Annotated in this window: 14 protein-coding genes; 13 read left to right on the top strand and 1 reads right to left on the bottom strand. The window is 66.2% G+C overall.

Annotation, left to right across the window (positions count from 1 at the left end):
- The first annotated feature begins 33 nt into the window (after positions 1–33).
- From KIH78_RS01065 to mltG, 6 genes are all read left to right on the top strand, one after another.
- Positions 34–708 (top strand): histidine phosphatase family protein, encoded by a 675-nt coding sequence (locus KIH78_RS01065; RefSeq protein ID WP_219130868.1) that lies wholly within the window; start codon positions 34–36, stop codon positions 706–708.
- A 39-nt stretch (positions 709–747) separates the two neighbouring features.
- Positions 748–1,137, top strand: a complete 390-nt coding sequence (locus KIH78_RS01060) for a DUF948 domain-containing protein (protein ID WP_219130867.1) — start codon at positions 748–750, stop codon at positions 1,135–1,137.
- Positions 1,137–1,373, top strand: coding sequence for a hypothetical protein (locus tag KIH78_RS01055; RefSeq protein WP_219130866.1), 237 nt, complete (start codon positions 1,137–1,139; stop codon positions 1,371–1,373). The genes KIH78_RS01060 and KIH78_RS01055 overlap by 1 nt, the downstream gene beginning before the upstream one ends.
- 122 nt (positions 1,374–1,495) lie before the next feature.
- On the top strand, positions 1,496–4,186 hold the full coding sequence (alaS, locus tag KIH78_RS01050) for an alanine--tRNA ligase (RefSeq protein ID WP_219130865.1): 2,691 nt from the start codon (positions 1,496–1,498) through the stop codon (positions 4,184–4,186).
- Between the two features lie 5 nt (positions 4,187–4,191).
- Complete coding sequence (gene ruvX / locus KIH78_RS01045) at positions 4,192–4,644, top strand: Holliday junction resolvase RuvX (RefSeq protein ID WP_214313510.1); 453 nt, start codon at positions 4,192–4,194, stop codon at positions 4,642–4,644.
- A gap of 13 nt (positions 4,645–4,657) precedes the next feature.
- On the top strand, positions 4,658–5,839 hold the full coding sequence (gene mltG / locus KIH78_RS01040; RefSeq protein ID WP_214313508.1) for an endolytic transglycosylase MltG: 1,182 nt from the start codon (positions 4,658–4,660) through the stop codon (positions 5,837–5,839).
- A 122-nt stretch (positions 5,840–5,961) separates the two neighbouring features.
- Here the strand turns inward: mltG and KIH78_RS01035 are convergent, their stop codons facing one another.
- Positions 5,962–6,420, bottom strand: coding sequence for a prepilin peptidase (locus KIH78_RS01035; protein WP_219130864.1), 459 nt, complete (start codon positions 6,418–6,420; stop codon positions 5,962–5,964).
- Between the two features lie 87 nt (positions 6,421–6,507).
- Here KIH78_RS01035 and aroC point away from each other — a divergent pair, with 87 nt between their 5' ends.
- From aroC to KIH78_RS01000, 7 genes are all read left to right on the top strand, one after another.
- Positions 6,508–7,701, top strand: a complete 1,194-nt coding sequence (gene aroC, locus KIH78_RS01030; RefSeq protein ID WP_219130863.1) for a chorismate synthase — start codon at positions 6,508–6,510, stop codon at positions 7,699–7,701.
- 29 nt (positions 7,702–7,730) lie between these two features.
- Positions 7,731–9,356, top strand: a complete 1,626-nt coding sequence (locus KIH78_RS01025; protein WP_219130862.1) for a bifunctional shikimate kinase/3-dehydroquinate synthase — start codon at positions 7,731–7,733, stop codon at positions 9,354–9,356.
- 48 nt (positions 9,357–9,404) lie between these two features.
- Positions 9,405–9,854 carry a type II 3-dehydroquinate dehydratase gene (locus KIH78_RS01020; protein ID WP_219130861.1) on the top strand — a complete coding sequence of 150 codons (450 nt, stop codon included), beginning with the start codon at positions 9,405–9,407 and terminating at the stop codon, positions 9,852–9,854.
- A 260-nt stretch (positions 9,855–10,114) separates the two neighbouring features.
- Positions 10,115–11,008, top strand: a complete 894-nt coding sequence (locus KIH78_RS01015; RefSeq protein WP_219130860.1) for a hypothetical protein — start codon at positions 10,115–10,117, stop codon at positions 11,006–11,008.
- Positions 11,009–11,020: 12 nt separating this feature from the next.
- A complete protein-coding gene (locus KIH78_RS01010; RefSeq protein ID WP_420830088.1) occupies positions 11,021–12,250 on the top strand; it encodes a zinc-ribbon domain-containing protein in 1,230 nt (409 codons plus the stop codon).
- Between the two features lie 45 nt (positions 12,251–12,295).
- Complete coding sequence (locus KIH78_RS01005; RefSeq protein WP_219130858.1) at positions 12,296–12,910, top strand: double zinc ribbon domain-containing protein; 615 nt, start codon at positions 12,296–12,298, stop codon at positions 12,908–12,910.
- A 48-nt stretch (positions 12,911–12,958) separates the two neighbouring features.
- Positions 12,959–13,597 (top strand): zinc ribbon domain-containing protein, encoded by a 639-nt coding sequence (locus KIH78_RS01000; RefSeq protein ID WP_219130857.1) that lies wholly within the window; start codon positions 12,959–12,961, stop codon positions 13,595–13,597.
- The last annotated feature ends 36 nt before the right edge of the window (positions 13,598–13,633 follow it).

The raw sequence follows: 13,633 nt of genomic DNA, 5'->3' as shown, positions 1-13,633 counted from the left end.
CCGGGACGTGACGTGGGGATGTAGAGTGGAACCATGATTCTTCACCTGCATCTGGTCCGTCATGGGCAGACCACGTTCAACAAGTACAACAGGCTCCAGGGATGGTGCAACGCGCCGCTCACCGACTCCGGCCTCGCCGACGCGGACAAGGCCGGCCGCAAGCTCGAAGGCTACGAGTTCGCCGCCGCCTACTGCTCGGACACCTCGCGCGCGCAGATCACCGCCGCCAGGATCCTCGACATCAATGAGGCCGCGGGACACCGGCGTCCCGAACTCGTCTCCGACATGCATTTCCGCGAACAGTGCTATGGCTATTTCGAAGGACAGGACATGTCCCTCGCATGGACCGCCGCGGGCGGTCCCCATGGCGCCGGAAGCTACAACGCGATCGTCGAGAAATACGGTCTCGCCGCCACGCGCGACTTCCTCAAGGAGGCCGATCCGTTCCACGACGCCGAATCGGACGCCGAATACTGGACGCGCGTCGAAGGGGCGTTTGCGCTCATCGCCGCCAACCCCGCGCTCAAGGACGGGGACGACGTGCTGCAGATCTCCCATGGCAACACGCTGCTCAGCCTCGGACACCGCTTCGGCGGCGACGACCTCGACCTGAGCGCACGGCCCGCCAACGGCTCCGTCACCGACATCGATTTCGACACCGCCAAGCCGTTCTCCGAAGCCCTCACCATCGTGTCGTACGGCAAGTGATACTCTTGTGCGAGTAATTCTTCACAACAGGGAGGCACAATGGGAGTAGGAGAGATCGCCGGCCTGGTGGCGGCGATTGCGTTCGCCGTGCTCGCCGGGTTCATGATCTATCCGCTGATCCGCCTTGGCAAGATGTTCGACCAGATCGCACAGACCGTCAAGGACAGTGGCGACCACGCCATCCCCGCGCTTGACGAGAGCGTCACCACGGTCAAGCAGGTCAACAAGTCCCTCGAGGACGTGAACAAGATCTCCGCCGCCGCGTCCACCACGGCGAACAACGTGGGCGCGCTCACCGACCTGTACGGGTCCTTCCTCGGCAAGCCCGTCATCAAGGTGGCGTCCGCCATGTACGCGGTCAAGTCCACCGCCCAGTCCTTCCTCTCCAAGAAGACCGCCGTCCAGGGTTCGGAAGGCAAGGGGGAGTGATGTTCAAACGACTCTTCTGGGTGGGACTCGGCTTCGGGCTCGGCGTCATCGCCGTCACCAAGGCCCAGGCCTACGTCAAGGCGAACACCCCGGACGCGGCGCGCCAGTTCCTCCTCGGTCCCGACCAGGACCATGTCGGCATGAAGACGCTCGAAGGGCTGGTCAACGAGTTCAACGCCACGCGCCGAGCCCGCGAGGCTGAACTCACCAGGCAATACATCGACGACCGCGGCTGATACAGCCGGCCGGCCAGACGCCGCAGACAACACGCACACACGTATCGCATCAAACCAATACGGTCCGTGAGGGTGCGCTCATGCCCTCACGCCCAACCAACAACAAGGAGCACCATCCACCCATGCGCACTTCAGAAATCGCGAAGCGCTACCTCGACTATTTCGCGGCCCACGACCACATGGTGGTCCCCTCGGCCTCGCTGATCTCCCCGAACCCCACCACGCTGTTCACCATCGCCGGCATGGTCCCGTTCATCCCGTACCTCATGGGTGAGCAGACCCCGCCCCACAAGCGCATGGCCTCCAACCAGAAGTGCGTGCGTACGCTCGACATCGACGAGGTCGGCAAGACCACCCGTCACGGCACGTTCTTCCAGATGATCGGCAACTTCTCCTTCGGCGACTACTTCAAGGAGGAGGCGATCCACTACGCGTGGGAGCTGCTCACCTCCCCGCAGGACAAGGGCGGCTACGGTTTCGACCCCGAGAAGCTGTGGATGACCACGTTCACCGACGACGAGGAGGCCCGCTCCATGTGGGTCAACGAAGGCGTCGACCCCGAGCACATCCAGAAGATGGGCATGGAGGACAACTTCTGGACCACCGGCGGCCCCGGCCCCGGTGGCCCCTGCTCCGAGATCTACGTGGACCGCGGCCCCGCCTTCGGCAAGGAGGGCGGCCCGATCGCCGACGAGAACCGCTACATCGAGATCTGGGACCTCGTGTTCGAGAACTACGAGGTCGACAACGTCAAGTCCAAGACCGACCTGCACATCGTGGGCGAGCTGGAGAACAAGAACATCGATACCGGCGCGGGCTTGGAGCGCCTCGCCTACCTGCTGCAGGGCAAGAACAACATTTACGAGACCGACGAGGTCTTCCCCGTCATCGAGGCCGCCGAGCGTCTGTCCGGCCGCAAGTACGGCGAGGACGAGGCGATGGACGTCAAGTTCCGCGTCGTGGCCGACCACGTGCGCTCCGCGCTCATGATCATGTCCGACGGCGTGCGCCCGTCCAACAACGGCCGCGGCTACGTGCTGCGCCGCCTGCTGCGCCGCACCATCGAGGCGATGCGCGTGCTCGGCGTCGAGGACGCCGTGCTGCCCACCCTGTTCCCGACCTCCAAGGCCGCCATGGAGCCCAGCTACCCGGAACTCGACAAGACCTTCCACGAGGTCAGCGAATCCGCGTACGGCGAGGAGGATGCCTTCCGCCGCACCCTCACCTCCGGCATCGAGATCCTCGACGTCGCCGTGAAGAAGGCGAAGAAGGACTCCGAGTCCGGCGCCGAGGCCGTCGTCTCCGGCGACGACGCGTTCAAGCTGCACGACACCTACGGCTTCCCGATCGAGCTCACGCTCGAGATGGCCGCCGACCAGGGCGTCAAGGTGGACGAGGCCAAGTTCCGCGAACTCATGGCCGAGCAGAAGGGCCGCGCCCGTGCCGACGCGCTCAAGAAGCGCCACAACGTGGACCTGTCCGTCTACGACGACTTCAAGAAGACGCTCGCCAAGCCGATCGACTTCCTCGGCTACACCGACATGTCCGCCCGCGCCACCGTGCTCGGCATCATGCAGGAAGGCAAGGGCTCCGTGCCCGCCGTCACCGGTCCGGCCACCGTCGAGGTCGTGCTCGACCGCACCCCGTTCTACGCGGAGGCCGGCGGCCAGCTCGCCGATCAGGGCGAGATCCTGTCCGACGACGGCGCCGTGCTCGAGGTCGACGACGTGCAGAAGCCCATCAAGGACCTCATCGTCCACCAGTGCCGTCTGACCGAAGGCACGCTGGTCGTCGGCACGCAGGTCAACGCCAGCATCGACCTGGCCCGCCGCGGCGCCATCGCCCGCTCCCACACCGCCACGCACATGGTGCACAAGGCGCTGCGCGAGGAGCTCGGCCCGCAGGCCACCCAGCGCGGCTCCGAGGACGCCCCGAACCGTCTGCGCTTCGACTTCCAGTGGTCCAAGGCACCGACCAAGCAGGTCATGAGCGCCGTCGAGGAGCGCGTCAACGACCGTCTGCGCGACAACCTCGTTGTCACCACCAAGGAGATGAAGTTCGACGACGCCATCGCCCTGGGCGCCATGCACCTGTTCGGCGAGAAGTACGGCGACATCGTGCGCGTCGTGTCCATAGGCGAGGACGGCTGGAGCCGCGAGCTGTGCGGCGGCACCCACGTGGACCACGTCGGCAAGATCGGCGCCATCAACATCATGTCCGAATCCTCCATTGGCTCCGGCGTGCGTCGAGTCGACGCCGTGGTGGGCGCCGGCGCCTACGAGTTCAACGCGCGCGAACACGCCCTCGTCTCCCAGCTGAGCGACAAGCTCAACGCCCGCCCGGACGAGCTGGCCGAACGCGTCAACGCGCTGCTCGCCAAGCTCAAGGAATCCGACCGTCGCCTGGCCGCCATGTACGAGAGCCAGCTGGCCGCGGCCGTGCCCGAGCTCGTCAGGAACGCGCAGGCCTCGAACGCGGCCGTCAAGGTCGCCGCGAAGAATGTGGGCCACTTCGGCTCCTTCGACGCACTGCGCAAGACCGTGCTCGACGTGCGCTCCCGCCTCGGCGAGGAATCCCCGGTGGTCGTGGCGCTGGCCGGCGTCAGCGCCGAGGACAAGCCCATGGTGGCCGTGGCCACCAACGAGGCCGCGCGCAAGCTCGGTATCAAGGCCGGCGACCTCGTGCGCGGCGCCTCCAAGATCCTCGGCGGCGGTGGCGGCGGCAAGCCGGACTTCGCCCAGGGCGGCGGCGCCGACGCGTCCAAGCTCGACGAGGCGGTCTCCGCTCTCGAACGCGAGGCGCTGAAGGGCTGAGCCGTTTGACCTGGCTTGGCATTGATCTGGGTGACGCACGGGTCGGACTCGCATTGTCCGACCCGGAGCTCACCTTCGCACATCCGATCGGCAACATCCCCGCATATGGGGATTCGTTCCGCGCATTGGACGACGTGATCTACGTGATCGAGGACGAGCACGTGGACCACGTCGTCGTCGGCCTGCCGTTGCTGCTCAACGGCGATGAAGGCAAAAGCGCGAAGAAGGCGCGGCGTTGGGCCGCGAACCTCACCACCCGCATCAACCGTCTGATAGAGGACGGCGAAACCGTTCTGCAATCCGCGCCCGTCGTAGAATTGGTCGATGAGCGCCTCACCACGGTCAGCGCGCATCACCAGTTGAGCGAAGCGAACATCTCCAGCAGGAGACACCGTCCCATGGTCGACCAGCAGTCCGCCGTGGTGATACTGCAATCCGCGTTGGATCGCAAAGCGTGACAGGAGAGAAGTGATGTCCGAAAGCTTCAACGACTACTTCGAGGAGAACACCCAGTGGGTGGCCGGCAACTCCGCCGCGGCCCCCACGGCCGAACCGCCACGCCCCCCGAAATCTCGCAAGGAGATGCGCAAGCGCCGCAAGAAGGGCAAGCGCAAGCGCCTCGTCATCATCATCTCGACGCTGGTGATCGTCGCGCTCGTGGCCACCGGCTGCTTCTTCGGCTACCGTCGCCTCGCCGCATGGCGCGCCTACAACGACAACCAGCAGGCCATCTCCCAGGACTACCCGGGCCCCGGCACCGGCACGGTGTGGTTCACCGTGGACCAGGGGGACGACGCCGTGGCCATCGCCAAGAAGCTGGTCAAGGCGGACGTGGTGAAATCGCAGGCCGCGTTCACCGCCGTCGCCATGGCGAACTCGTCCACGCTGTACCCCGGCACCTACGAGCTCAAGCGCCACATGGCCGCGGCCGACGTGATCGCCATCCTCTCCGACCAGACGAAGGCCACCGGCTTCCTCGACGTCAAGTCCGGTGAACGCGTCTCCGCCGTCATCAAGGAGGCCGCGCAGCTGTCCGGCATCGACGAAAGCGAATTCCAGTCGGTCGTCGACGGCGGCGGATCCGGCATCCTGCCCGCCGAGGCGAACGGCAAGTTCGAGGGATGGCTGGAACCCGGCCAGTACGATGTGAAATCCAAGAAGAGCGCCTCGGACATCCTCAAGATGATGGTCGACAAGCGCATCGCCAAGCTCGACTCGCTCGGCGTGCCCACCGGCTCCGACCGCGAACGGATCCTCAACATCGCATCCATCGCGGAGGCCGAGGTGAACTCGAAGGAATACTACGGCAAGGTGACCCGCGTCATCCTCAACCGACTGGACAAGAACATGACCCTCGGCATGGACTCCACCGTCGCCTACGGCAATGACGTGGAACCCGCCAAGATCACCCAGGCCATGCTCGACGACGCGTCCAACCCGTACAACACGCGCATCAACAAGGGGCTGCCGCCCACACCGATCTCCAACCCGGGAGACAACGCCATCAAGGCGGCCCTCGCGCCCGAGGACGGGAACTGGCTGTACTTCGTCACCACGAACCTCGAGACCGGCGAGACCAAGTTCACCGACAACGAGACCGAATTCAACCAGTTCGTGCAGGAGTACAAGAACAACAACAAGAACGCGAACTGACCGCGGCACGCCGCGCATGACAGCAAACGGATCCCCGCGACGTCGGACGACGGACGCGGGGATCCGCGTATTCATACGGAGTCACGCGCAGATGAAGGCGCAGCGGATGGAACGAGGGCCCGTCACACCAGCACGGCGACGACCGCGGAGACCACGATCACGGGCACGAACGGCACCTTGCCGGCGTACGCGCCATGACGCTGCGGATCGAACCGCGTCCACAGCGCGACGAACAGGAACCCCAGCAGCCCCAGGCACACCCACCACGTCACCACATGGAACAGGCCGTACGCGCCCACGGCGAGACCCAGCGGCAGCATCGCCGTCACATCGCCCAACCCCACGGCCCCGGGCTTCGCCAACGCGAGCAGCAGCTGCACGCCGGCGCACAGCACGGCGAACAGCATCGCCTGCAACACCACGAAGAAGTCGTTCGCCATCACCGCCCACACCACGTCCGCGGCCAATTGGACAAGGCATCCCGCCGCCACCCACGTCCGAGGCACGCGCCGACGGCGCACATCCTCCGCGGCGAGGGCCAGACCGCAAATGAGACCGGGCAGACAATACAGGTACGGCATGCCCTAACATTAACCCCTAGTCACGTACGCGAACAACCGTTTCCGGCGACAGGCGGGAAACGGCCAGAACAGTGGAGGAGAACGGATATGTTGCGTTGGCAGACGGCGGGGGAGTCCCATGGCGAGGCGCTGGTGGCCATGATCGAAGGGCTGCCCGCCGGGGTCGAGGTCACCAGCCAGGACGTGGTGGACGCGCTGGCGCGACGCCGTCTCGGCTACGGCCGCGGAGCCCGCATGAAGTTCGAACAGGACAAGGTGCGTCTGCTCACCGGCGTGCGCCACGGCTCCACGCTCGGCGGCCCCATCGCCGTGGAGATCGCCAACACCGAATGGCCGAAGTGGACCGAGGTCATGAGCGCCGACCCGCTTGACCACGACATCCCGCGTGAAGGCCGCAACGCCCCGCTGAGCCGCCCGCGCCCGGGTCATGCCGACTTGACTGGCATGCGCAAGTACGGGTTCGACGACGCCCGCCCCGTGCTTGAACGCTCCAGCGCGCGCGAGACCGCGTCCCGCGTGGCGTTGGGCTCCATCGCCGCGAAGTTCCTCGAACAGGCGTACGGCATTCGCACCGTCGCACACGTCATCTCCATCGGCGGCGCCGGCGTGGAGGATGCGGACCACACGCCGCTGCCCACGCCGGACGACGTCGCCGCGCTCGACGCCTCCCCGGTGCGCACGCTCGACAAGGCCGCCGAGGAGCGCATGATTAAGCGCATCGACGAAATCAAAGCCAACGCGGACACCGTCGGCGGCGTCATCGAGGTCATCGCCTACGGCGTTCCCGCCGGCATCGGCACATACGTGGAATCCGACCGTCGTCTCGACGCGGCCCTCGCCTCCGCCGTCATGGGCATCCAGGCCATCAAGGGCGTGGAGATCGGCGACGGCTTCCTCGAGGCCGTGCGTCCCGGCTCCGCCGCGCACGACGAGATGGTGCCCGGCGAGGACGGCCGCATCACCAGGCTCACCAACCGCGCCGGCGGCATCGAAGGCGGCATGTCCAACGGACAGCCGATCCGCGTGCGCGCCGCCATGAAGCCGATCCCCTCCATCCCGAAGGCCCTGAGGACCGTGGACGTCGCCAACGGCGAGGCCGCGCAGGCCATCAACCAGCGTTCCGATTCCACCGCCGTGCCGGCCGCGGCCGTCGTGGCCGAGGCGATGGTCCGTCTCACCCTCGCCAAGTACGCGTTGGAGAAGTTCGGCGGCGACAGCCTCGAGGAGACCCGCCGCAACTGCGAGAACTACCTTGCCTCCTGGCCGGAGCACATGCGCTGAGCGGATTCGCTTCCGGAGGTACCAGACACATGAGCATGCAACCGAAGGCCGTCATCATCGGCATGATGGGGGCCGGCAAGACGCGCGTCGGCAAGGAGGTGGCCCACATGATGGGTCTGCCGTTCGCCGACGCGGACATCGAGATCGAACGCGAGGCGGGCATGAAGATTCCCTCCTACTTCGAACGGTACGGCGAACCCGCGTTCCGCGAGCTGGAGGCGGACCTCATCGCCGACTTCCTCGAGGACTTCGACGGGATCTTCTCCCTTGGTGGAGGAGCGCCGATGACGCTCTCCACACAGCGTGAGCTGGCCGCGTACATCGCACGCGGCGGCCGCGTCGTCTATCTGGACGCGGACCCGCACGAGGCCATGGAACGCGCCAACAGGGGAGGCGGACGCCCCATGCTCTCCGGCGACGCGAACGCGCGTTGGCGCAAACTGTACAAGCAGCGGGACCCCGTGTTCCGCGAAGTCGCCAACGTGCATGTGCACACGCGCAGGCAGACGCCGCAGCAGGCGGCGAGGAAGGTGATGAACATGATCTCCGAACGCACGGTGCACGTCACCGGAACCGGTATCGAACCCTACGACGTGGTCATCGGCGAAGGCGCGCTGAACCATCTCGCCGACGTGCTGGGCGAGGGCGTCGCCAAGGTGGCGCTCATCCACACGCGCCCGGTGCAGCGTCACTCCGACAGGGCGCGCACGCTGCTGCGCCAGGCCGGGTACGACGTGACCGACATCGTGGTGCCGGACGCCGAGGCCGGCAAGACCGTCGACGTCGCCAACGGCGTGTGGAGGCGTCTCGGCGACGAGGGCTTCACCCGTTCGGACGCGATCGTCGGCGTGGGCGGGGGAGCGGCCACCGACCTCGCCGGCTTCATCGCCGCCACCTGGATGCGCGGCATCCGCTACGTGAATTGCCCCACCTCCCTGCTCGCCATGGTGGACGCCTCCACCGGCGGCAAGACCGGCATCAACACCGAGGCGGGCAAGAACCTCGTCGGCTCGTTCTACACGCCCGCCGGCGTGCTCGCCGACCTCACCACCCTCTCCTCGCTGCCGAACGACATCTTCATCGAAGGCCTGGGCGAAGTGGCGAAATCCGGCTTCCTCGAGGACACGGAGATCCTGCATATCCTCGAACGGCACGCCGACGAGCTGCGCGCGTTCGACGGTGCCACGTTCCTCGGCTCCCCGCTGGAGGACGTGACGGCCGAACTCATCGAACGCACGGTCACCGTGAAGATGCACCACGTGTCCGCCGACCTCAAGGAGAAGGGCAAGCGTGAGTTCCTCAACTACGGGCACACGCTCGCCCACGCCATCGAGAAGCTCGAGCACTTCCGCTGGCGTCACGGCAACGCGGTGGCCGTGGGCTGCGTGTACGCCGCCGAACTGGCCCATCTGCTCGGCCACATCGACCAGGACCTCGTCGACTATCACCGTTCGCTGCTCGGCTCGCTCGGCCTGCCGACCTCCTGGGACGGCGGCTCGTTCGAGGACGTGCTCGCCCTCATGCACAAGGACAAGAAGGCCCGCGGCAACATGCTGCGCTTCGTCATCCTCGACGGTGGTCCCGGGCACATGATGCATCTGGAGGATCCGCCGGCGGACGCCGTCCGCGAGGCGTTCGAACGCATCCGGCACTGAACCCCCGGTCGTCCCCTCAACGAACAGTCCACAGAAAGCGAGAGAACCATGCCCACGAAAGTCATCGTCGTCAACGGACCGAACCTTGGACGTCTCGGCGTGCGCCAGCCCGACGTGTACGGCCGTCAGGATCTCGGGGAGCTGCGCCGTCTGTGCACCGCGTGGGGCGCCGAGCTCGGTCTCGAGGTCGAAGTGCGTCAGACCGACGACGAATCCGAGATGGTGCACTGGATGCATCAGGCGGCCGACGAGAAGACGCCCGTCGTGATGAACCCGGCCGCGTTCACGCACTACAGCTATGCGCTGGCCGACGCCGCGCACATGGTGGGCGACGCCGGTTTGCCGCTTATGGAGGTGCACATCTCCAACCCGTCCGCGCGCGACGAGTTCCGCAAGCGTTCGGTCATCTCGCCGGTCGCCACCGGCACCATCACCGGCATGGGCTTCTACGGATACAAGCTCGCGCTGGACGCCGTGGCCCATCTGGTCAACGGCTGACCGCACGTCGCGGCGAACGTCTCCCCGTTTGACAGCGTCACGCGGGGGGGGTAGCGTTGCTCCCATAGACGCGGCTATGACGCCGTGATGCGGAGGAGGGCGACGTGGAGAGACAGTGCGCGGGATGCGGCGGGATGGTCCCGGAAGAGGCGGCGTTCTGCCCGTATTGCGGGATGAAGGTTCCGGCGGCCACGCCGGAGCCTCCTGTGCCCGTCGCGCCTCTCTCGCCTGTCCCCGGTCCCAAACGGCGCGGACGCGTCGTGCCGATCGTCATCGCCGCCGTCGTGGCCGTGTGCGTCGTCATCGCCGCCACCGGAGGAATCCTGTTCTGGAGACGGCATCTGCACGATGACGCGTACGCCGCATGCAAGGACGCGCGCGGCACGTTCTCGAAATCCGTGGACAAGGGCGACGAGCGGGTCGAAAAGCTCCACTCCTACGACGTGAAGGACGAGAAGACGCTGAGCGATCTCGCCGCGCTCATCGAAAAGCTCACCGACCCCTCGGACGGTTCCGGCAGATGCTCCACGGGCATGTCCACCGACGACCTCAAGCAGGCCGCGGACCGGCTGCGATCGGACACGGACCGGCTGGACAAGGCCGTCGACGCCGTGGACCACAGCCGGAAATCGAAGGACGACTACACGCTCGCGGACATCCTGAAGATGGGCGGCAACGGCGACTATTCGATCATCGCCGGCAGATACTGCCAGAACGGCGGCACCTGCATCACCATCGGCAGGGACGGCTCCGCCCATGTGGCGGGAGCCGGCGACGTGTGGCCGTTCGGCGAACCGTACCGCGACTCCACCACGCTCTCGTTCGAGTCGAATCACTCGTACGATATGCTCTACCAGAACGATCTCGGGCTGACATTGAACGGCCCGGACGACGACCTGATCTGCGCGAGCGGTACCGGCTCCGACGAATGCCAGTGGGACTCGAACGCCGAGATCTACGCGCGTCCGGCCCTCATCTTCTACGTACGCAAAGGCGCCGACCTGGACACGTTGAGCGGGATCCTTTCCACGCCGCTATCCTCCACACCGCCGGACACGTCGCGGCCGTTCCTGTACACGTACGCCGCGTCAAGCGGAGCCGTGGGCGACCTCAACGACCTGTACGACAACGGTGTCTACTACCTGCAGGACTAGGGGAGATGCGTCATGTTCTGTCCGAAATGCGGCATGAGGCTACCCACGGACGCACGGTTCTGCGCCCGTTGCGGCACCGACCTGCGCGAGTTCATGGATGATGGCGCGATCGTGACGAAGACCCCGGAACCGGCATCGCCCAAGCCGGCACCGGAAACCGTCCAGCCGCCGTCAGTCCCTGCACCGGTCGCCGGCGGCGGAGTTCCGCCGGTCCCACAGGACGATCAACGGCCTGCTGGGCCACCCGGCGTGGAGACCGTCGACATCCCGGTCGACCTTTCCATCGACGATTCCGTCATCGGCCCGGACCCAGACACGCCGCAAGCCAACGCCGACGGCGATGCGGAACAGAAGGATCCGTCGACCGCCGGACTCGCCATGGAACGATGGCGTGACACGAGACGCGGATTCCTCGTCGCCGCGCTGCTGGTCATCGGCGGCGCGATCGCGATCGGTGCCGTGACGGCCGGATGGTCCTGGACGGTCGTGGAACACAGGAACATCGTCATCGCATGCACGGTGCCGCTGGTCGTCGTCGCCATCGCCATGGCCGCATCCTCATGGCACGTGTGGCGCATCAGGAAAGCCGCCATGAACAGTGGAGGCGTCACGGGCCGTGGCGGAGTACTGGCCGTCATCCTGCCGATGACGCTGTCCATACTGTCCGCCGCGGTCGCGGTACTGTGCTGCGTGGCGTTGACCATGGCCTCCGACGTGGTCTCACGCACATATTTCCGCGCAGGCATCGACGACTATCCGGCCTGGACACCGCATTCGACGCTGGGCGACATGTTCCTCGCCTGTGAAACGTCCGCCCACCATGACGGAGGGGACATCCGCATGACGTATTACCCGGGCGACCGCCTGCAGGTGACTCTGGACGGTACGGACGCGTCCAGTCCGGTGGACGGGAACCGGGCTCTCGCGCAATGCGTGTGGAAGGAACTGGGCGGCGCCCCGCAAAGGGACGAGGACGTGGTGCAGTTCTTCGCGGACACCGCGGGACGGCCTGAGAACGACACCGATGACGGCGACGATGCGGGGTGGTCTGTGACATCCTCCCACTACCTCGAAAACGTCGACCTGACCATCGAGACACGACGGGATCACGACGCACAGGCGGACGGTGCGACGGACAAGGTGTATCTGGACATCGAAGCCGGCATGGTCGACGGCGACGCCGACTCCGTGAAGTCCGCCAATGCCCTGTACGCCTCGATCGTGCGGCAATGGGCCGAATGATATCAGGCCGGCGACGAACTGACGGCGAACGAAGGAGGAACCATCATGGAATGCCTGCAGTGCGGTGAACCCGCGAAGGACGGTCAGACCTTCTGCATGCGATGCGGCGCGAACCTCGAGGAACAGCGGAGACAGGAGGACGCGCCGCGGTTCTGCTGGCATTGCGGCGCGAAGGTCGTCGTGGAGGATCAGGCGTTCTGCCCGCGCTGCGGAGCGAAGTCCGTGCCTGACGCGACGCCCGGCGACACGGGCCGGCGGGGATGGGCGTCCGGATCCGCGTCGGGACCGGCTTCGGGACCGGCATATCAGCCTGGGGCTCAGCAGGCCGCATACGCGCCCATGCAGGCTCCGGCGACCGCGTTCACGCCGAAGGGATACGTCAGGACCAGCCGGGATTACACGTTGCGCCTGGTGGCGGCCGTCGTCAACATCGTGTTCTGCGCGCTGTACGGCCTCGCCGGGCTGGCCACGTTCGCCTCGGGGGATTTCATCGGATTCCTCTTCCTGATCTGCCTGACCTGGATGATTCCGATGACCGTATACAGCTGGCGGATCTCCACGGGGGAGAAGCCCAACGGCGCCACGTTCGCAATCGCGAACCTGATCTTCGTGAACCTCGTCAGCGGCGTCCTGCTGCTGATCAGCGACAAAGAGGCCTGACACGTCCCAAGGGACGGTAGGACCGACAACAGCATAAGGGGACTGATCATGTTCTGTCACAAATGCGGCGCCGAAGCGTCCGCGAGCCAATCGTTCTGCACGCGATGCGGTGCCAAGCTGCTCGATATCGGGCAGGAAGGGGACTCCGGCGGCGCAGCGTATCCCATAGGTGATGGGCCGATGCCGCAGGGGACGCGTCCGCAGGCGCAGCCGGCGCCGGCTCCCGCGCCTCAGCCGGCACCCCCGAAGCCGCATGCCGGCATCGCCACCCTGTCCGCGGAGACGAAGGGCATCGTCATCGCGGTGGCGGCGGCCGTCATGGTCGTCGCGCTGGTCTGCGTCATCGTGGTCTCCTCCTCGCGCAACACGTTGTACCGTACGGCGCAGGCGTGCGGCACCGAGACCTCGGACTACGACGAATACGTCAGGGAGGACCAGACGCCCTACTCGCTCGACGACGGGGTGATGCTGCTGTCCGGCGACCACCAGTCCCTCGCCGTCATGTCCGATGCCATCCCCGACTGCGTGTTCGACCGGCTCCACATGCCCGACTCGATTCGGACACGGTTCAACGAGACGAGCTCCGACGACGGCATGCTGTCCGATTCGTTCGACCGATTCGACGTCAGTTGGTACTACGACGGCAGCCGCCTGTATACGGTGCTCACCAGAAAGGGACTGCTGTGAGACGGATTCCGACCGACGCCTCCGGCGCCGTGCGAA

Origin of the sequence: Bifidobacterium saguinibicoloris, from assembly GCF_019331725.1 — a bacterium.
GTDB lineage: Bacteria > Actinomycetota > Actinomycetes > Actinomycetales > Bifidobacteriaceae > Bifidobacterium > Bifidobacterium saguinibicoloris.
Note: the sequence above shows the minus strand (reverse complement) of the source record. Positions and strands in the feature narration are given on the sequence as shown.